Consider the following 19,949-nt stretch of genomic DNA (forward strand, 5'->3'; position numbering starts at 1 on the left):
GTGATCATGTACCGCGGAAGCGGATGGCCGCCAGAGGCCGGAGCGGCCGAAAGGAGATGGCAACGTGCGCGTAGCACTGTTCGTCACCTGTATCAACGACCTGCTGCAGCCGCGGACGGGCCGGGCGGTGGTGACGTTGCTGGAGCGGCTGGGGGTGGAGGTCGGCTTCCCCGAGGAGCAGAGCTGCTGCGGGCAGCCGCAGTTCAACACCGGCTACCGGCATGCGACCGAGCCGCTGGTGCGGCGCTTCGACCGGGCGTTCCGGGAGTACGACTACGTGGTCACGCCGTCCGGTTCGTGTGCGGCGATGGTGCGGGACAACTACCCGCGGATCGGGGCGAAGGCGGCCGCCGAGGGGCGCGGCCGGGAGCTCGCGGAGGCCGCGGCGCTGGCGGTGCCGAAGACGTATGAGCTGACCGAGTTCCTGGTGGACGTGCTGAAAGTGGAGGACGTCGGCGCGTATTACCCGCATACGGTGACGTATCACCCGACCTGTCACGGGCTGCGGATGCTGGGGCTGGGCGACCGTCCGTTGCGGCTGCTGCGGCACGTGAAGGGGCTGGAGTTGCGGGAGCTTCCGGGTGCCGAGGAGTGCTGCGGTTTCGGGGGCACGTTCGCGGTGAAGAACCCGGCGGTTTCGGTGGCGATGGGCGCCGACAAGGTGCGGCATGTGCTCGGCACCGGGGCGGAGGCGGTGTGCACGGTCGACAACTCGTGTCTGCTGCACATCGGCGGCCTGTTGACGCGGCAGGGCGCGGCGGTCCGGCCGGTGCACATCGCGGAGATCCTGGCCGGTACGGAAGCCGGTACGGAGGCCAGTACGGAGGAGAGCCCCCTACGGATCGCTCGGCGAGAGGTACCGGTACCGGGGACAGTGGGCGCGGGACGGAAGGTGGCGGGCGATGAGTGGGACCTATCTCGGCATGCCGGCCTTTCCGCGGGCCGCGGCCGGCTCGACGCGGGATGCGCAGTTGCGCGCGAACCTCACGCACGCCACGCACACCATCCGCGACAAGCGGGCCAGGGCCGTGGCGGAGCTGGACGACTGGGCGCAGTTGCGGGCCGCGGGGGCCGCGGTGAAGGACCGCACGCTGCTCCACCTCGACCGCTATCTGGAGCAGTTGGAGGCGGCGGTCGTCGCGGCGGGTGGCCGGGTGCACTGGGCGGCCGATGCGGCGGAGGCCAATCGGATCGTCACGGAGCTGGTGCGGGAGACCGGTGAGCGGGAGGTCGTCAAGGTCAAGTCGATGGCGACGCAGGAGATCGGGCTCAACGAGGCGTTGGAGCGGGCCGGGATCCGGGCGTACGAGACGGATCTGGCGGAGTTGATCGTGCAGCTCGGGGAGGATCTGCCGTCGCACATCCTGGTGCCGGCGATCCATCGCAACCGTGCGGAGATCCGTGACATCTTCCGGCGGGAGATGGGCCGTTGGGGGCGTCCGGCGCCGGAGGGGCTGTCCGATGCGCCGGCGGAGCTGGCGGAGGCGGCGCGGCTGCATCTGCGGGAGAAGTTCCTGACCGCGAAGGTCGGGATCTCCGGGGCGAATTTCATGGTGGCCGAGACCGGCACGCTGGTGGTGGTGGAGTCGGAGGGCAACGGGCGGATGTGTCTGACCCTGCCGGAGACGCTGATCTCGGTCGTGGGCATCGAGAAGGTGGTGCCGACGTGGCAGGACCTGGAGATCTTCCTGCAGTTGCTGCCGCGCTCGTCCACCGCGGAGCGGATGAATCCGTACACCTCGACGTGGACGGGGACGGTGGACGGGACGGGCCGCGGACGTTCCATCTGGTGCTGCTGGACAACGGGCGGACGGACACGCTCGCCGATTCGGTCGGGCGTCAGGCGCTGCGCTGTATCCGTTGTTCGGCGTGTCTCAATGTGTGTCCGGTGTACGAGCGGGCCGGTGGGCATGCCTACGGGTCGCCGTATCCGGGGCCCATCGGCGCCATTCTCACGCCGCAACTCCGGGGTTTGGCCGGTCCGTTGGAGGAGTCGCTGCCGTATGCGTCGTCGTTGTGCGGGGCGTGTTACGAGGTGTGTCCGGTCGCCATCGACATCCCGGAGGTGCTGGTGCATCTGCGCGAGCGGGTCGTGGAGGGCGGTCCGGGTGTCCGGAACGGGGCCCGGGTGGTACTGAAACCGGCCAAAGGCCATGCCGCGGAGCGGGCGGCGATGCGGGCGGCGTCCTGGGCGTTCGATCATCCGGGGGTGCTGCGCCGCGGGATGCGGCTGGCGGCGCGGACACGGGGGCTGCATCCGCGGCGGTTGCCGGGGCCGGGGCGGGCCTGGTCGCAGGCCCGTGATCTTCCGGTGGTGCCGCCGGAGTCGTTCCGTGACTGGTGGCGGCGGACCCGTGGCGGATCGTCCGGCCAGCCGGCGCGTGGGGAAGGAGATGCCGGGTGAGCAGCAGGGATGTGGTGTTGGCGCGGGTGCGGCGGGCGCTCTCCGAGGGGCCGCGGGGCGGCGGGCCGGGCGGCGCGGGGCCGGGTGAGCCGCCGTTGGTGCGTGACTACCGGCGGGTGCACGGGGTGCGTACGGCGGCGGAGACGGTGGATCTGCTGGCCGAGAACCTGGCGGATTACCGCGCGTTGGTGCACCGCAGTGATGCGGCCGGGCTGCCGGCGCTGATCGGCCGGCTGCTGGCGGAGCGGGGTGCGCGGAGAGTGGTGGTGCCGCGGGGGCTGGAGCCGGGGTGGCTCGCCGAGGTGGGGGCGGAGGTGGTCGAGGACCGTGCGGAGCAGACGGCGCGGGAGCTGGATGCGGTGGACAGTGCGGTGACGGGGTGCGCGCTGGCGATCGCGGAGACCGGCACGCTCGTCCTGGATGGCGGGCCTGACCAGGGGCGACGGCGGATCACGCTGGTGCCGGATCATCATGTGTGCGTGGTCCGGGCGCCCGGGCAGGTGGTCGGGTCGGTGCCCGAGGCGTTGCCGCGGCTGGTTCCCGGGCGGCCGCTGACGTGGATTTCCGGGCCTTCGGCCACCAGTGACATCGAGTTGGACCGGGTGGAGGGGGTGCACGGTCCGCGGACGCTGGAGGTGGTTCTGGTCGAGGCGGCCGGGGGCGAGGGCGCGGGCGGGGGCTGAGGGGCGGGTCCCGCGGGTGGCCGGAGGGCGACCGCGACAGGTGTGCGACCCGTTGTCAGTGGGGATTCCTACACTGATCGGGATGTCTTTCGCACGCTCGGTGCGGGGGCCGGCGCCCGGGGGGAGGGAGCGGACCATGCTGCGGCAGGAGGTCAGCGCACGGCGTTCCGGCGTGGCCGGGGGCGGGTCCGCGCCGGTTCCGGGGCCGCCGCCCTCGTCCGCCGGGCCGCCGTCGGCTCCGTCCCGGCTGCTGACGTGGCTGGCGCGGCTGGGCGTGCCGGCGGCGGCGTTCGCGGTGTTCCAGACGCTGGTGGGGATCCTGCCGCAGAATCTGGCCGGTGAGGCGGCGCGGTACTGCCTGGCGGCGACGGCCGGGGTCGGGGTGGGTGCGGTGGTGTGGCTGTCGGCGGCGCTGGTGCGGACCCGGGCCGCGGCCGCGGCGGGTGCCGGGTGCCGCCGCCGGGGCCGGTGGCCTCGCCGGCGGGTTCGCTGCCGGAGTTGATGGACGGTGCGTACGCGGCGTTACGGCGCGGGCTGTCGGTGATCGAGGTGCCCGGTCACGGTCCGTTGACGGGCTGGCCGCATTCCCTGGCGGAGTACGAACCGCCGGTGCATCCGACGGCGTTCGGCACGGCGTACGGGCTGCATCTGCTGCTGGACATCGCGCCGTTCGACGGGCGGATACGCGCGGGCGAGGTGGCGGAGACGTTGTGGCGGCTGCGGCTTCCGGGAGGTGGCTGGGCGGCGCGTTCGCAGGGCAGTGGGGCGCGTCCGGAGGTGACCGCGGTGGTGTTGGGGGCGCTGGCCCGGGCGGGTGCGGATCCCCGGCTGCTGGAGGCCGAGATCCATTCCTGTGAGGCCTTGCTGGATCCGGATCATGACGCGTTCGGTCTGGCGAACACCTACGTGGTGACGAATGTGCTGCGGGGGCTGTTGCGTGCGGCGCCGGCTTCGGCGTCGCTGGGCGGACTGCGGGCGGTGCTGGTCAACGGTGCCACGGGTGATCCGGGCGGGGTCATCACCGTTGCTGGGGCGCGGCGTTGGCGACGGGTCGGGGCAATCCGGCGCCGTCGGCGGTGCACACGGCGCGGGCGGTGGTGACGCTGGACCGGGCCGCGCGGGTGCTGGGTGAGGACGCCCGGCAGCGTGCGGTGCGGGAGGAGGGGCTGCGCTGGTTGCTGGCGGGGGCGGCGCTGCCGGGGGCGGGTGCGGCCGATCTGGCGAACTGCCAGGAGGAGGTGCGGCGGCCGGGTCAGGACGATCCGCTGCATCAGGAGCTGTTGTCGGTGCGGCATTTCGGGGCGGCGTGGGTGGCGCGGGCGCTGATGACGGACGGGGCGCGGCAGATCGCGGCCGAGGGGTGGGGCTGCCGGCGTGGGAGGCCCAGCTGGGCGCCGCGGTGGCGCGGGTGCGGGCCATGCAGCGGGGCGGGGTGTGGCGTTGGGACGACGGGCCGATGGGCAATCCGGTGTGGATGGCGTATCAGGGGCTGTCGGTGCTGCGGCGGTATGCGCTGATGTCCTACCGGCCGTGAGGCGGGTGGGGTGCGGGACCTGGCGGGCCGGCGTGCGGTGCCGGTGGACGGGAGGCGGAGATGCGGGTCGAGGAGGTTCGGCGGCTGCTGGAGGACCGGCTGGGTGGTGGGGCGCGGCCGCCGTCGCCCGAGTCGGCGCGTGCGGTGGTGGCCGAGCTGGCGCGGCCGGAGGTGCTGGGTCCGCTGGTGCGCCGATTATCCGCGGGTGCGGTGGACCTTCCGGAGTGCACGCGGCTGTCGTACCGGCATGTGCTGGGTTTCGACAAGCTGTTGTTGTTGTCGGGTGCGCCGCGGTTCATGTTGCGGGTGCATGTCTGGCCCGGCGCGGTGGGCGCGGAGCCGGAGGACATCCACAACCACCGTTGTGTGATCGCGTCGGCGGTGGTGCGGGGCCGGGTGCGGATGGAGTGCTACGAACCGGCGGTGGAGGGGGTGCCGGCGGTGGTGTACCGGGAGACGATCGACGGGCCGGGCGGGGCGTGGCGGTTGCTGCGGGTCGGTGAGTCCCGGCTCCATCTCGTGCGTGCGGAGCGGTACGGGGCGGGTCGGAGTTACGGGCTCGACGCCCGTACGCTGCACCGGGTGGTGAGCGAGGAGCCGACGGTGACGTTGTTCCTGGAGACCGCCCCGCAGCGCTCGGTGACCGATGTGTACGTCAGGGTGCCCGGCCGGGCCGGCGGGGTCAGCGGCGGCCGCGCCGGGCGGGCCGCTCCGCCGCCCAAGACTCCCCTCGCACCGGCCGTGTATCTTGCCGAACTCGACGCGCTGGCACGCTCTTTGGGCTGGTGAAGGGGGTGGGGGCGAGGCCCTGGTAGCCGTAGCGGGCGGTCATGGCGCGCAGTCCGGAGGCGTCGAGCCGGCCGCCGAAGACCTGGCGGATGACACCGAGGTTGTAGGCGTCGACGCCGGCGTCGGCGAGTTCGGCGGGCCGGGCCCAGCGGTATGCCTGGTCGGGGCTGGGCAGGACGACGTCGAGGGTCAGTGGCCGGACGAGGAAGTTCTCCTGGTGGTTACGGACCCGCCGGCCCTGGTAGTCGCTGAGGAAGCTGGCGGATCCGGTGTGGGCGACGATCGCGCCGAGGAGTCCGGTTTCTTCCTTGAGCTCGCGCAGTGCGCCGGCTTCGGGGCTCTCCCCCGGTTCCAGTTTGCCGCAGGGGACGCCCCATGCGCCGGGCAGGAAGCGTTCGCGGTAGCTGCGGCGGACGATCAGCACGCGGCCGTTGTGGACCACCACTGCCGCGGCGAGATGAGGGTGGGCTGCTGTCTGGTTCATCGCACTTCTCGCATTCCGAGAGGACGGGCGGCCCGGACTTCTCGTCGACGAGAGGACGGGCGGCAGGCCCGTGGCGGACGTCCACCGTACCGGCCGGTGCTGCGGGGCGGACCGGGCGCGGCGGCGTGGCGAACGGTGAACAGGCGTACGGGGGGCTCGCATTGGCGGCGTGCGGTGTGCACCCCTTCAGCCGCACCGGCCGGCGTCGCCGGCGGCCCCCGACGGCGGCCCCCAACCGACGGTCGCACGCCCAGTTCGGCCGCCCGGTTGGGCCGCTCAGCCCGGCCGCTCAGTTCGGTTGCTCACCTCGGCCGCTCAGCTCGGCCGCCCAGTTCGGTTGCTCTTCCTGCGCGGGTAGCGGCAGCAGGCTGCCGCTCCAGCGCCGTTCGTCGTCCCGGGGCGGCGTGACGCGCAGCCCGAAGGCGTTCTCCGCGAGAGCCAGGACGCCGTGCACCGGCGCCGGCTGCCCGGGGAGGAGACCGAGCGGGCGCATGAACTCGTCGAGCCGCCGGGGGTCCAGGCCGGTCGGGTCGATCGGCTCAAGGGTGTGGAAGTCGACGACGATGCCGCCGTCCACCGCGTACGTGAACCAGTGCATGGGCTTCTCGTTGTAGTGCAGGGCGACGGCCTCCGTGCCGTGCGAGACCGCGCGCAGGATCCTCGCGTCCAGCCCGTGGCTGCCGCCCTGCTCCCATGCCCAGGACCACTCGCCGTCGGTGCCGGTCGTCACCACCGGCTCGTCCTCGTCGAGCAGGGTGTCGCCGAACTCGTCGGCGAGGCCCACGGGATCGCGCAGGGCCAAGGTGTCCGGGTCGATCCCCATCCGTGCCAGCAACTCCGTGGGAGACAACCCCTTGCCGAAGGTCAGCGTGTAGAAGGGGAGGTCCGCACGGAGGGGGTCCAGCCCACGACCTGCGCCTGTACTCGTCATACCGGGGATCCTGTCACGCCGCACCGACCCGCACGCCGACGCCTCGGCCCGGGAGTTCGAGGGCCGACCCGAGCCGATCCACCTCCACGTCGGGTACCCGGGGATCGGCGGCCAAACCCCGAACCGCCGCCCAGGAGCCGGGCGTCGCTTGCGCAGGCTGACCCTGGCATGCGTAGGTACGCGATCCCTACGCATGCCAGAGGGCTGGGTGGGCCACGCGCCGCTCAGCAGACTCGCTGTCATCGCCACCGGGCGATCGACGGAGAGAGGCGGCAGACCATGGAGCAGACCGTGAACGGCCACAGCAACGCCGACGACCACAGCAACGCCGACGACCACGACACCAGCAACGACCACCGTGACGCCAACTCGCCGTACTGGCAGGCAGGTTGGGCGGCCTCCGTGCAGCGCCCCAGTGTGGGGTTCCACGAGAACTGGGCGCTGGAGGGGTTCGCGGAGCAGACGGTGCGCCAGGTGGTGCGGGTCACCGGTTCCGGTTCGGCGGCGCGGATCGTGCTGTCGAACCGGTACGGGGCCGGGCCGCTGGAGGTGGCCGGCGCGACCCTGGCCCGTACCGGGGAGGGTGCCGGGGTGCGGGAGGGGACGGTGCGGCGGCTCACGTTCGGCGGGGCGGCGGGGGTCCGGATTCCGGCGGGCGGGGAGGTGCGCAGTGATGCCGTCGAGGTGGCGGTGGCGCCGTTCGAGTCGCTGACGGTGTCGCTGTACTTCGCGCGGCCGACGGGGCCCGCGACCTTCCACGCGCAGGCGTATGCCACGGCGTACCGCGCGCCCGGGGACCGGCTGACGGCCACGGACCCGGCGGTGTTCGGGGAGACGACGGTGTCGTGGTACTTCCTCGCGGCGGTGGAGCTGGCGGACGGCGGGCCGGCGCGGCGGGACACGGTGGTGGTGTTCGGTGATTCGCTCACCGACGGTTTCGGCTCGACGGTCGACGGCAACCGGCGCTATGCGGACGCGCTGGCCGAGCGGCTCGCGGGGCAGGGCCGGGTGCGGCCGGTGCTCAACCAGGGCATCGGCGGGAATCTGCTGCTGAGCGATTCGGCGTGGTTCGGGGAGCGGGCGGTGGGGCGGTTCCGGCGGGATGTGCTGGACCGGCCGGGTGTGCGGTCGGTGGTGGTGCTGGTGGGGCTGAACGACATCGGGTTCAGCGAGGTCGATCTGCCGACGTACAAGCCGGATACGGACCGGTCCGTGGAGGAACTGATCGCCGGTTACCGCGAGTTGATCGATGATGCGCGGGCGGCGGGGGTGCGGATCGTCGGGGGGACGATCATGCCGTTCAAGGGGCGGAGTACCACACGCCGGGTGCGGAGGCGAAGCGGCGGAAGGTGAACGACTGGATGCGGACGTCGGGCGAGTTCGATGCGGTCGCGGACTTCGCGGCGGCGCTGGCGGAGCCGGGGGATCCGGAGACGCTGGCGGCGCGCTTCGACAGCGGTGACCACAAGCATCCCGGTGACGAGGGGTACCGGGTGATGGCCGAGGCGGTGGATCTCGCGGCGCTGTGACGGCGGCGGGTGGCCGGGGAGGGCCCGGGGAAGGGCAGGAGTGGGGGCGGCGGCCGCCCCGACCGGTCAACCGGCCGCCGCCACTCCGGATGTTACCCATGGGTCACTTGTTCGGCCATGATCTGCTCGCCGGGCGGGGTGAGGTGTGCGTCACGCCGGACGAGTGCCGCGTAGCGGCCGTCGGCGGCGAGCAGTTCGTCGTGGGTGCCGCGTTCGGCGATCCGGCCGGCGTCCAGCACGACGATCTGGTCGGCGTCGCGGACGGTGGAGAGGCGGTGCGCGATGGTGAGGGTGGTGCGGCCCGCGGACAGTTCGTCGATGGCCTGCTGGACGGCGTGTTCGGTGCGGGTGTCCAGGGCGCTGGTCGCCTCGTCGAGGACGAGCACCGGCGGGTCCCGCAGGATGGTGCGGGCGATGGCCAGGCGCTGCTTCTCGCCGCCGGAGAAGCGGTAGCCGCGCTCGCCGACGAGGGTGTCGTAGCCGTCGGGGAGGGCGGCGATGTGGTCGTGGATCTGGGCGGCCCTGGCGGCGCGGTGGATCTCGTCGTCGGTGGCGTCGGGCTTGGCGAAGCGCAGGTTGTCGGCGACCGAGGCGTGGAAGAGGTAGGTCTCCTGGGAGACCACGCCGACGGCGCGGGCGAGGGTGTCGAAGTCGAGGTCGCGGACGTCCGTGCCGTCGAGGGTGACCCGGCCTTCGGTGACGTCGTAGAGGCGGGGGACGAGGTAGCTGAGGGTGCTCTTGCCGCTGCCGGTGGGGCCGACGACGGCGAGGCTGCCACCGGCGGGGACGGTCAGGTCGATGCCGTCGAGGGTGGGGGCGGCGTCGGGGTCGTAGCGGAACCGCACGTTCTCGAAGCGGATCTCGCCGCGCGGGGCCGGGATGCGGACCGGGTCGGCGGGTTCGGTGATGGCGACCGGCAGGTCGAGGTATTCGAAGATGCGCTGGAAGAGCGCGAGCGAGGTCTGCATCTGGACGCCGGTGGACAGCAGGGAGACGGTCGGGCGCAGCAGGCCCTGCTGGAGGGAGACGAAGGCGACCAGGGTGCCTATGGAGAAGACGGGTCCGCCCAGTTGGAGGACGAGGCCGGCGGCCCAGTAGATGAGGGCGGGCATGGCGGCCATGACGATGCCGATGGTGGCCATCCGCCAGCGGCCGGCCATGTTGGCGCGGACCTCCAGATCGACCAGGCGCTCGGACTCGTCGGCGAAGTTCTTCGTGAGGGAGTCGGCGCGGCCCATGGTGCGGCCGAGGAGGATGCCGCTGACCGAGAGGGATTCGGTGACCATCGCGGACATGGCGGCCATCTGCTTCTGCCGCTGGGTGGTGATCTTCTTGCGTTCGTTGCCGACCCGGCGGCTGATCCAGACGAAGAGCGGGAGCAGCAGGAGGGAGACGACGGTCAGCCGCCAGTCGAGGGCGAGCATGGCGCAGACGGTGGCGATGACCGAGGTGAGGTTGGAGACCAGGGAGGTGGCGGTGGAGGTGACCGTGGCCTGCATGCCGCCGATGTCGTTGGCGATCCGGGACTGGACCTCGCCGGTGCGGGTGCGGGTGAAGAAGGCCAGGGGCATCCGCTGGAGCTTGGCGTAGACGGCGGTGCGCAGGTCGTGCATGACGCGCTGGCCGACGGTGGTGGACAGCAGGGTCTGCAGCACGCCGAAGACGCTGGTGGTGACGGCGGTGGCGATCATGCCGAGGGCGAGCAGGGTGAGCAGTCCGGTGCGGTGGCCGGGGATGGCGACGTCGAGGATCCCGCGGAGGAGGAACGGCGAGGCCACGGAGACCAGGGAGGAGGCGCCGACGAGCAGCCCGACGAGGGCGAGCCGGCCGCGGTAGGGACGGAAGAGGGTGAGGATCCGCCGGACCTGGACCGGCGTTTCGGGGTCCTTGGGGGGCGGTGTCCATTGGGGTTCGTCGCGGTGCATGGGCTCCTACGAGGGGTGCGGGACAGTGGGATTTCGTTGAGCCTAGCTCATTGTTACCTATACTCACAATGAACCAGGTCCTGATACTCTCGGGGCATGCCCTCCCCTGAGCCGACGGTCAGCAGCAACCTCGCCGAACAGCTGGTGCGGCTGACCCGCCGGATGCACCGCGCACAGAAACGCCACATGGCGCACCTGGACATCGCCTTCACCCCCGCCCAGTCCCGGGTGCTGCGGATCGTGGACCACTGCCGCGACACCCCACCGCGGATGGCGGACCTGGCCCAGCGGCTGGAGGTCGTTCCGCGGGCGGTGACGACGTTGGTGGACGCGCTGGAGGCGAACGGCGCGGTCCGCCGGGTGCCGGATCCGGCCAACCGGCGCGTGGTGCGGATCGAGCTGACCGACACCGGCCGGTCCACGCTGCGCGCGTTGCGCAGCGCGCGCCGGGCCGCCGCGGAGGAGATCCTGGCTCCGCTGACCGCCGATCAGCGCGAGGTGCTCGGCGGCCTGCTGTCCACCCTGGTCGACGGGCCGGGTGACCCGCACTGACCTGACGTCCCCTCACGCGGAGGAGTGCCCGCCATGCCCTTGCTGCAGCCGAAGCCCGGGGCCCTGCGGCCCACCGCCGGCGGCCGCCCGGCACCCGACCGGGTGCCCGGTCACCTGGCGTCCGGCACCCCCGAGCCGCTGCGCGGTGACCTCATCGCACTGCTCGGCCCGGAGAAGGTCCTGCACACCGTCTCCGACCTGGTGCGCTACGCCTCCGACGCCAGCCCGTACCGCTTCGTCCCGCAGGTCGTGGTGGTGGCCGAGGACGTCGACGACATCTCGGCGGTCTTCTCCTACGCCCACGGCAAGGGCCGGAAGGTGGTGTTCCGGGCCGCCGGCACCTCCCTCAACGGCCAGGCGCAGGGCGAGGACATCCTCGTCGACGTGCGGCGGCACTGGACCGGGATCGAGGTGCTCGACGGCGGAGCCCGGGCCCGGATCCGGCCGGGTACGACCGTGCTGCGCGCCAACGCGGCCCTGGCCCGGTACGGGCGGCTGCTCGGCCCCGACCCGGCCAGCGCGATCGCCTGCACGCTGGGCGGGGTGGTCGCCAACAACGCCTCCGGCATGACGGCCGGCACCACCCGGAACTCCTACCGGACGCTGGCGTCGGCCACCGTCGTCCTGCCGTCCGGCACGATCGTGGACACCGCGGACCCGGGCGCCGACGCGGAGCTGGCACGGGCCGAACCGGCGCTGTGCGCGGGCCTGTTGGCGCTCAAGGCGGAGATCGAGGGGGACGCCGCGCTGGTGGCGCGGATTCGCGCCAAGTACGCGATCAAGAACACCAACGGCTACCGCCTGGACGCCTTCCTCGACGGCGCGACGCCGGTGGAGATCCTGCGCGGGCTGATGGTCGGCTCCGAGGGCACCCTCGGCTTCCTCGCCGAGACCGTCTTCGACACCCTGCCGCTGGACCGGCACACCACCGGCGCGTTGCTGTTCTTCCGCACGCTCGGCGCCGCGGCCGCGGCCGTACCGCACTTCACCGCGGCGGGCGCGCGGGCGGCGGAGCTGATGGACGGCAACACCCTGCGCGCGTCGGTACAGGTGGCCGGGGTGCCGGCGGACTGGGCGGCGCTGCCCAAGGAGACCGCGGCGCTGCTGGTCGAGTTCCGGGCGCCCGACGAGGCCGCGCTGCGGGGGTACGAGGAGGCCGCGGCCCGGGTGCTGGCCACGCTGGAGCCGGTCGCTCCGGTCGCCTCCGTCACCAACGCCTTCACCCGGGACCCGCAGGTACTCGGCGGCTACTGGAAGGCCCGCAAGGCGTTCGTCACCGCGGTGGGCGGCTCCCGGCCGGCCGGGACGACCCTGATCACCGAGGACTTCGCGGTGCCGCCGGCCCGGCTGGCCGAGGCGTGTACGGCGCTGCTGGAGCTCCAGGCCCGGCACGGCTTCGACGCCGCGGTCGCCGGCCACGCCGCCCACGGCAATCTGCACTTCCTGCTGGCCTTCGACGCGGCCGAGCCGGACGACGTGGCGCGCTACGCCGCGTTCATGGCGGACTTCTGCCGGCTGACCGTCGAGCGCTTCGACGGCTCGCTGAAGGCCGAGCACGCCACCGGCCGCAACATCACCCCGTTCCTGGAGCTCGAATGGGGGCCGCGGGCCACGGAGTTGATGTGGCGGATCAAGGAACTGGTCGATCCGGCCGGCATCCTGGCCCCGCGCGTCCTGCTCGACCGCGACCCACGGGCGCATCTGCGGGGCCTGAAGACCATCCCGCGCATCGAGGCGATCGCCGACCCGTGCATCGAATGCGGCTTCTGCGAACCCACCTGCCCCAGCAAGGACCTCACCACCACGCCCCGGCAACGGATCGTGCTGCGCCGGGAGATGCTCCGCCAGCCGGCCGGATCGCCGGTCACCGGCGCGCTGCTGGACTCCTACGGCTACGACGCGGTGGACACCTGCGCCGGCGACTCGACCTGCATGCTCGACTGCCCGGTGGGCATCGACACCGGCAGGCTGATGAAGGACTTCCGGCACCGGCGCCACTCCTCGCGCGAGGAGCGGCTCGCCGAGCGGGCCGCCCGGCGGTTCGGGGCGGTCGAGCGGGCAGCGCGGCTGGCGGTGGCGGCCGCGGACCGGATCGGCGACCGGCCGGCCGCCGCGCTCACCCGGGCCGCCCGCCGGGCCGTCCGCCCCGACCTGGTGCCCGAGTGGCTGCCGCGGATCCCCGGCCCGGCGGCCCGCCGGCTGCCGGTCACGCGCCGGGCGGGCGCGGCCGCGGTGTATTACCCGGCCTGTGTGAACCGGATCTTCGGGGAGCCCGCGGGGCACCGGGGGCCGTCGCTGCCCGAGGCGGTGGTGGCGGTGTCCGGGCGGGCCGGCCGGCCGGTGTGGATCCCCGGGGACGTGCCCGGGACGTGCTGCGCCACGATCTGGCACTCCAAGGGCTACGAGCGCGGCACGGCGGTGATGGCCAACCGCATCGTCGAGGCGGCCTGGGGCTGGACGGCCGGCGGTCTGCTGCCCCTGGTGGTGGACGCGTCCTCGTGCACGCTGGGCCTGGCGCGGGAGGTCGTGCCGTATCTGACACCGGAGAACCGCGCGCTGCACGCCGAGCTGACCGTCGTCGACTCGGTCGTCTGGGCCGCGCGGGAACTGCTGCCGCGGCTCACGGTCCACCGGACGGCCGGCTCCGCGGTGCTCCATCCCACCTGTTCCATGCGGCACTTGGGGGACGAGGCGCAGCTGCGGCGGGTCGCCGAGGCGTGTGCGCGGGAGGTGGTCGTACCGGACGACGCGGGGTGCTGCGCGTTCGCCGGGGACCGCGGGATGCTGCACCGGGAACTCACCGGGTCGGCCACCGCGAAGGAGGCGGCGGAGGTCACCGCGCGCCCCTTCGACCTGCATCTGTCGGCGAACCGGATGTGCGAGATCGGGATGGACCTGGCCACGGAGGGCCGAGGCTACTGCTCGGCCCTCCTGGCACTGGAGCGGGCGACCCGGCCGGACTGACCGGGTCAGCCGCCGACGTGCAGCGCCACCGCGCTCCTGGCGGGCACGGTGACCTGCGCCTTGCCGTCGTCGCCGACGGTGACCGTGTGCCCGTCGCAGGAGGACGGCGCGGCGTGCACCACGTCGCAGTACGTCCCGGCGGGCAGGGAGGTCTCGAAGGTCCGGGTCAGCGCGGCGTCCCCGTTGTTGAGGGCGGCGAAGCCCTTGCCGCTGCGGGCGAAGGAGAGGGCGCTGCCGCCGTTGTCCCACCAGTTGGTCAGCTCGGCGGAACCCACCGCGTTGCGGAAGCCGACCATGCCGGTGATCTCCCGCTTCGCGTGCTCGTCGGTCCAGCCGGTGCTCCCGCCGGGCGGGCCGGCGTCCTTGTCGGTCCACTCGTAGCCGGAGTAGACGTTGGGTGAGCCGTAGGGCGAGGCGAGCATGAAGACGTTGGCGAGGGTGTAGGCGGCGCCGTCCTTGTAGGTGAGCGTGGAGCCGTTGCGTTCGGTGTCCCAGTTGTCGACGAAGGTGCGGGCCTTGTCGCTGCCGAGCTTGCCGTCCGCGACGGACTTCAGCTGGGCGATGTTGCCGCTCTGGAAGGCGCTCTTGAGGTGGGTGCCGTAGCGGAATTCGTCGACGTCGCCGATGCCGGTGTACTCGTCGGGCCGGACCGCCTCGCCGGCGCCGTAGATGACCTCCTGTACCCAGAAGCCGGGTCCTTCATCTTGCCCTTGACGGCGGCCAGGTCGGTCGCGGAGATGTGTTTCGCGGCGTCGATCCGGAAGCCGTCCACGCCCAGCGACCGCAGGTCGTCGAGGTAGCCGGCGATGGTGGTGCGGACGTAGTCGCTGCCGGTGTCGAGGTCGGCGAGGCCGACCAGTTCGCAGGTCTGGACGTCGTCGCGGTTGGTGTAGTCGGAGATGCTCTTGCGACAGCCGTGGAAATCCTGGTCCTGGTAGAAGCCGGGGTAGTTGTACTTGGTGTACTGGGTGCCGCCGGTGCCGGTGCCGGAGCCGGCGGCCATGTGGTTCACGACGGCGTCGGCGATGACCTTGACGCCGGCGGCGTGGCAGGCGCTGACCATCGAGGCGAAGGCGTCGCGGTCGCCGAGCCGGCCGGCGATCTTGTAGCTGACGGGCTGGTACGAGGTCCACCACTGCCCGCCCTGGATGTGCTCCGAGGCCGGGGAGACCTCGACGTAGCCGTAGCCGGCCGGGCCCAGTTGGTCGGTGCAGGCCTTGGCGACGTCGACGTACTTCCGCTCGAAGAGCGTGGCGGTGACGGTCTTCTGGCCGGGCGGGGTGGCCAGGGAGGGCCACGGCGCGGCGGTGGCCAGGCCGGCCGCGGCCACTATTCCGGCGAGCGTCCCGCCCAGCACACGGGAACGTTGCTGCATCTTGTGGCTCCTTCGTCATGGGGCACGGCCGTGCCGTACCGCGCCCACGAGAGCAGCCACGCGCCAGGCCGCCATGGGGGGTGTGCGATACCGGAGCCTGCCGTTCATGTCGTTAACACGTCAAGGCTTTCTGCAAGACATTTCAGCGAGTTGCGAAAGAGCCTGGCGGCGGCTTGCGCAATATTGCGGCACCACCCGGCCCTCTTGTGCCTCCGGCCGTCGGCCGACAAGGTCCTGACCGAGGTTCACGTATGCCCCGGCGCCCCACCGATCCCCTGGAGGACCGATGAACGAGGCACGATCGCAGAACCACGACCACGACCACAGCCACGACGAGGCCGGCCCGAGCCGCCGTTCCGTCCTGTGGACCGCCGGTGCGGCGGGCGCGGGACTGGGACTGGGCGGGGTGACGGTGCCGCAACCCGCGGCGGCCACGCCCCGAACGCCCGGTGCCGCGGCGGACGTTGCCGCGGCGCCGGAGGCCAAGGGCAGAACCATGATCGGGGTGCCGTTCGAGCGGCGCTCCACCGTGCGCGTCGGCATCATCGGCCTCGGCAACCGCGGCGGCAGCATGATCGACCTGTTCCTGGCGATGCCCGGCGCACGGGTGGTCGCCCTGTGCGACCCGGTGCAGGAGAAGACCGCCCGGGCCGCCAAGAAGGTCACCACCGCCGGCCAGCCCGCACCGGCCGTCTACACCAACGGCGACCACGACTTCGAGGACCTCTGCAAGCGCGGGGACGTCGACTTCGTGTACGTGGCCACGCCCTGGGACTGGCACTTCGAGATGGCGAAGACGGCCATGCTGAACGGCAAGCACGTCGGCGTGGAATGCCCGATCGCGCTCCGCCTGGAGCAGCTGTGGGAACTCGTCGACCTCTCCGAACGCACCCGCAGACACTGCATGCAGCTGGAGAACTGCTGTTACGGCAGGAACGAGATGCGGGTGCTGCGGATGGCGCACGCCGGGCTGTTCGGCGAGCTGCTGCACGGCGCCGGGGCGTACATCCACGATCTGCGCGGCCTGATGTTCGACCCCAAGTACTACGAGGGCCCCTGGCGCCGGCTGTGGCACACCCGACTGCGCGGCGACCTCTATCCCAACCACGGCTTCGGCCCGGTCGCCAACTACATGGACCTCAACCGCGGTGACCGCGCGGTGCGCATCTCCAGCATGGGCTCGCCGGCCCGCGGTCTCGCCGCGTACCGCAAGGAGCACATGCCGGCGGACGACCCCAGCTGGAAGGAGTCGTACATCGAGAGCGACCGGACAGTCAGCCTCGTGCAGACCGCCAAGGGACGGGTGATCCGGCTGGAGCACGACGTCTCGACCCCGCACCCGTACAGCAGGATCAACAGCCTCGGCGGCACCAAGGGCCTGTTCGAGGACTACCCGGAGCGGATCTACCTGGAGCCGGACCAGAACAACGACGAGTGGGGCGACTTCGGCAAGTACGCGGAGTGGGACCACTGGCTCTGGAAGGAGCACGCCAACCCGCCCGGCGGCCACGGCGGTATGGACTACATGCTGGTCTTCCGGCTGATCCAGAGCATGCGGCTGGGCCTGGTGCCGGACTTCGACGTCTACGACGCGGCGACCTGGACGGCGCCGGTGCCGCTGAGCGACCGCTCCATCAGGGCGAACGGCGCGCCGCAGGAGATCCCGGACTTCACCCGCGGACTGTGGAAGCAGGCACGGCCGGGGATGGACTCGGAGAAGCCGGTGGAGTAGGAGCGGAGGAGGAGTAGACCGGAGGAGGTGGGCAGCGGCAGGGCGGATGACGGGAGGGGACGGACGGGACGGCGGAGCAGGTGTCCGCCGGGCCGTTCCGTCCCCTCCCGGCCGGTTCCGTCTCCGGTGTCCCGTCTCGACCGTTCCGTCTCAGGCGTCGTGCGTGCTCGGCGCGGTCTCGGCGGGCTGCGGCGTTTCGGCGGTCCGGGCCGGTTCGGAGGGTTGGGCCGGTTCGGTGGGCTGGGCGGGTCCGGTGGGCTGGGCGGGCTCGGTGGGCTCGGCGGGCTGCTCGCCGTTCAGGACCCGCTTGGCCGTCACCCGGTCCAGTGCGCCCTCCCAGCGGGAGACCGCGAACACCGCGACACAGTTGCCGAGGAGGTTGGTCGCCACCCGCATAGAGTCCATGATCCGGTCGACGCCGAGCAGCAGGGCCACCGCGGCGGCCGGGATGACGCCCAGCGCGGAGGCGGTCGCGGACAGCGCGAGGAACGCCGAACCCGGCACGCCCGCCATGCCCTTGCTGGTCAGCATGAGCACCAGCACCACCGTGATCTGCTGGCCCAACGACAGGTCGACGCCGATGGCCTGGGCGATGAAGAGGGTGCCGATGGAGAGGTAGATCGAGGCACCGTCGAGGTTGAACGAGTAGCCGGTCGGCAGCACCAGGCCCACCGCGTCGTCCCGGCAGCCCGCGGCCCGTAGCTTCTGCATCATCCGCGGCATCACGGTCTCGCTGGAACCGGTACCCAGCGCCAGCAGCAGTTCCTCGCGGGTGTAGCGGACGAACTTCCAGAGGCTGAGCCCGGTGACGGCCTTCAGCGCCAGGCCGAGCAGGACGAGGAAGGCCAGTGCGACGCCGTAGCAGACCGCGATCAGCTTGCCGTAGGTGGACATCGCGCCCAGGCCGTATTCGCCGACGAGGTGGGCGGTGGCGCCGAGGACCGCGAGCGGGGCGAGCCTCATGAGGTAGCCGACGATGGTGAACACGACCTCCTGGGCCTGTTCGATCAGCGGCAGCAGCTGCGGCACCTTCTGCTGCCCCAGGTGCAGCAACGCGGCGCCCACCAGGCAGGCCAGCACCAGGACCTGGAGCAGCGAGTTCTCGGCGAACGCGCCGACCGCGCTGTCGGGGAGGGATTCCAGGACGAACTGAGCGGCGGACGGCAGCTGTCCGCCGCCCGTCTTGGCGTCCACCGCGCCCTTGTCCAGGGAGGCCGGATCGACGTGCATGCCGGCGCCGGGGGCGAAGACGTTGCCGGCCAGCAGGCCGGCGACGAGGGCGATACTGGTGGCCGCCTCGAACCAGATCAGCGCCTTGACGCCGATGCGGCCGAAGGCCCTGAGGTCGCCCGCCTTGGTGATGCCGGCGACGACGACGCAGAAGACCAACGGCGCGATCACCGCCTTGATCAGCCGGACGAAGCCGTCCCCGAGCGGCTGGAGCGACGATCCGGCCTGCGGCCACAGCCGCCCGACGACGACACCGAGGACGAGGGCGACGAGTACCTGCACGAACAGGCTGGTGCGCAGCAGACGGCCTGCGCGGCGGACGAAAGGTGCGGTGGCGTGCGGCACGGGCACTCCTCCATGGACGGATTCTGTTATGCGGAAGTGGACTTCCGCGGTCCGTCACTATGGTCGCTTGGCATTCCGCACGAAAGAGTTCGCTGTAACTTCCAGGAAAATCTTGGAGCTTGATCCAAGGCGGAACGCACCGCCCGTACGCAAATGGGCGGTAGCGACGCGGGCACCCGCTTCCTCCGGCGATGCCGCACTCGCCCCCGTAACGGCGCGGGGCCGATACGGGTGGTACAGGGCAGCACGGGGCAATGCGGGGCGATATAGGGTAGTACGGGGCAATATCCGCTTCCCGGCCGACGGCTCTCAGGCCGCCAGATGCGCCGCGTCCCCCATGACCACCACGGGCTGCCGCGCCGGGTCGAGCGCGCGCAGCAGGGTCTGCATCGCGGACTTCGAGACGCTCACGCAGGCGGAGGTGCCGCTGCCGTGGTCCAGGTGCAGCCAGACCCCGCCGCCCTTGGACTGCCCCTCGGGACGGGTCGGGTCCAGCGGCGAAGTGCCCTTCACCCGGTTGTAGTTGATCGCGATGACGTAATCGAAGTCATGACGGGTGTTCTTGGACCAGAACGACGGCGGGGTGAAGGCGGTGGAGTGGGAGTAGGGCAGCTTGGCACCCGGGTCGGCGAGCACCCCGCCCGCGTCGGTCAGCGTGAACACCCCGACGGGGCTGCGCTTGTCGTCCTCGTGGTGGTCCGTCGTCCAGCCGCGCCGGCCGTTGTGCGCGGGCCAGCTGCCCTTGCGGTCCCAGCCCTTGGGGCCCTTCTCGTAGAGGACGACGGTGGCGTCGGCGGAGTCCGCCGCCTTGCCGTAGACCGCCACGACCTGACGGGAACCGGCGGGGATCCGGGACCGCAGGGCGGTGCCGATGCCGGGGATGTTCTTGAGGTGGGTGGTGGCCGACGCGCCGCGGGCCGGGCCGCCGGGGCGCTCCCCCTTGCCCGCACCGTCGTCCTTGCCGTCATGACCGCCCCCGCCACAGCCGGCCAGAAGGACCAGTCCCGCCGCGGCCACCGCGGCCCTTCGCATCACACCACCCGCACGTCGCATGCCCCCATGGTCGCACCGCACGACTGACGCCCGTTCAGCGCCCGCCGTATCGGCGCGACTCCCCGGACGATTGTCCTGAACACGCGGTCGCAGCGGAAAAATCGATTGAAACCGGCCCACTCCACGGGCCAGTCTTCCAGGACCTTCGCCGGCAACGAGACGGGCATGAGGGATATTTCGCCTGCCGGAAAGTCATCCGGGCGCGGGGTCGGTGAAGGGACGAGACCAGTGACGGCGCCGGGCCGGTGACGGCACGGGGCCGGTGACAACGCCGGACCGGTAACTGCGCGGAGTCGGTGACAACGCAGGACCGGCAACGGCACGGGACCGGTGACAACGCAGGACCGGCAACGGCACGAGACCTGATAGCGCCGGACCGGTGACAGCGCTGGACCGGTGACAGCGCGCCGCCCGCTCCG

The 19,949-nt window shown here is 72.1% G+C and carries 15 protein-coding genes and 3 pseudogenes; 12 read left to right on the plus strand and 6 right to left on the minus strand.

All coding sequences use genetic code 11. The annotated features are described in order from the left end of the window. Positions 1 to 64: 64 nt before the first annotated feature. The 7 genes and pseudogenes from OJ254_RS26505 to OJ254_RS26535 all read left to right on the plus strand — a co-directional run. A pseudogene (locus OJ254_RS26505) lies at positions 65 to 802 on the plus strand ((Fe-S)-binding protein); the annotation flags it as partial. A gap of 100 nt (positions 803 to 902) precedes the next feature. Further along, a pseudogene (locus OJ254_RS26510) lies at positions 903 to 2,404 on the plus strand (lactate utilization protein B). Then, complete coding sequence (locus OJ254_RS26515; protein WP_265364383.1) at positions 2,401 to 3,087, plus strand: LutC/YkgG family protein; 687 nt, start codon at positions 2,401 to 2,403, stop codon at positions 3,085 to 3,087. Before OJ254_RS26510 ends, OJ254_RS26515 begins: the two are co-directional and overlap by 4 nt. 136 nt (positions 3,088 to 3,223) lie before the next feature. After that, a complete protein-coding gene (locus OJ254_RS26520; protein ID WP_265364384.1) occupies positions 3,224 to 3,589 on the plus strand; it encodes a hypothetical protein in 366 nt (121 codons plus the stop codon). Next, a complete protein-coding gene (locus OJ254_RS26525) occupies positions 3,589 to 4,188 on the plus strand; it encodes a hypothetical protein (protein WP_265364385.1) in 600 nt (199 codons plus the stop codon). The genes OJ254_RS26520 and OJ254_RS26525 overlap by 1 nt, the downstream gene beginning before the upstream one ends. 259 nt (positions 4,189 to 4,447) lie before the next feature. Continuing rightward, entirely contained in the window at positions 4,448 to 4,621 is a 174-nt protein-coding gene (locus tag OJ254_RS26530) for a hypothetical protein (RefSeq protein WP_265364386.1), read from the plus strand. Positions 4,622 to 4,681: 60 nt separating this feature from the next. Then, positions 4,682 to 5,410, plus strand: coding sequence for a hypothetical protein (locus OJ254_RS26535; RefSeq protein WP_265364387.1), 729 nt, complete (start codon positions 4,682 to 4,684; stop codon positions 5,408 to 5,410). On the opposite strand, the gene OJ254_RS26540 is transcribed toward OJ254_RS26535, so the two are convergent. Both OJ254_RS26540 and OJ254_RS26545 read right to left on the minus strand, forming a co-directional pair. Continuing rightward, on the minus strand, positions 5,304 to 5,894 hold the full coding sequence (locus tag OJ254_RS26540) for an NUDIX hydrolase (protein ID WP_341483734.1): 591 nt from the start codon (positions 5,892 to 5,894) through the stop codon (positions 5,304 to 5,306). The two genes, OJ254_RS26535 and OJ254_RS26540, sit on opposite strands and share 107 nt — an antisense overlap. Before the next feature lie 289 nt (positions 5,895 to 6,183). Beyond that, positions 6,184 to 6,825 (minus strand): DUF6461 domain-containing protein, encoded by a 642-nt coding sequence (locus OJ254_RS26545; protein WP_265364388.1) that lies wholly within the window; start codon positions 6,823 to 6,825, stop codon positions 6,184 to 6,186. 279 nt (positions 6,826 to 7,104) lie between these two features. On the opposite strand from OJ254_RS26545, the gene OJ254_RS26550 reads away from it, so the two are divergent. After that, a complete protein-coding gene (locus OJ254_RS26550) occupies positions 7,105 to 8,178 on the plus strand; it encodes a GDSL-type esterase/lipase family protein (RefSeq protein ID WP_265364389.1) in 1,074 nt (357 codons plus the stop codon). 8 nt (positions 8,179 to 8,186) lie between these two features. Continuing rightward, positions 8,187 to 8,354 carry a hypothetical protein gene (locus OJ254_RS26555; RefSeq protein ID WP_265364390.1) on the plus strand — a complete coding sequence of 56 codons (168 nt, stop codon included), beginning with the start codon at positions 8,187 to 8,189 and terminating at the stop codon, positions 8,352 to 8,354. Between the two features lie 92 nt (positions 8,355 to 8,446). Here OJ254_RS26555 and OJ254_RS26560 read toward each other — a convergent pair whose 3' ends face one another. Next, positions 8,447 to 10,279, minus strand: coding sequence for an ABC transporter ATP-binding protein (locus OJ254_RS26560; RefSeq protein WP_265364391.1), 1,833 nt, complete (start codon positions 10,277 to 10,279; stop codon positions 8,447 to 8,449). Positions 10,280 to 10,375: 96 nt separating this feature from the next. Here OJ254_RS26560 and OJ254_RS26565 point away from each other — a divergent pair, with 96 nt between their 5' ends. After that, complete coding sequence (locus OJ254_RS26565) at positions 10,376 to 10,831, plus strand: MarR family winged helix-turn-helix transcriptional regulator (RefSeq protein ID WP_265364392.1); 456 nt, start codon at positions 10,376 to 10,378, stop codon at positions 10,829 to 10,831. 33 nt (positions 10,832 to 10,864) lie between these two features. Further along, entirely contained in the window at positions 10,865 to 13,795 is a 2,931-nt protein-coding gene (locus OJ254_RS26570) for an FAD-binding and (Fe-S)-binding domain-containing protein (protein ID WP_265364393.1), read from the plus strand. Between the two features lie 5 nt (positions 13,796 to 13,800). Here the strand turns inward: OJ254_RS26570 and OJ254_RS26575 are convergent. Beyond that, positions 13,801 to 15,170, minus strand: a pseudogene (locus OJ254_RS26575) (alpha-amylase). A gap of 286 nt (positions 15,171 to 15,456) precedes the next feature. Here OJ254_RS26575 and OJ254_RS26580 point away from each other — a divergent pair. Continuing rightward, a complete protein-coding gene (locus tag OJ254_RS26580) occupies positions 15,457 to 16,902 on the plus strand; it encodes a Gfo/Idh/MocA family protein (protein WP_265364394.1) in 1,446 nt (481 codons plus the stop codon). Between the two features lie 150 nt (positions 16,903 to 17,052). Here OJ254_RS26580 and OJ254_RS26585 read toward each other — a convergent pair whose 3' ends face one another. Together OJ254_RS26585 and OJ254_RS26590 are read right to left on the minus strand one after the other, a co-directional pair. Beyond that, a complete protein-coding gene (locus OJ254_RS26585) occupies positions 17,053 to 18,477 on the minus strand; it encodes a cation:dicarboxylate symporter family transporter (protein WP_265364395.1) in 1,425 nt (474 codons plus the stop codon). Positions 18,478 to 18,786: 309 nt separating this feature from the next. Next, entirely contained in the window at positions 18,787 to 19,530 is a 744-nt protein-coding gene (locus OJ254_RS26590) for a hypothetical protein (protein ID WP_265364396.1), read from the minus strand. Between the last annotated feature and the right edge of the window lie 419 nt (positions 19,531 to 19,949).

Origin of the sequence: Streptomyces endophytica (assembly GCF_026153355.1) — a bacterium.
GTDB lineage: Bacteria > Actinomycetota > Actinomycetes > Streptomycetales > Streptomycetaceae > Streptomyces > Streptomyces endophytica.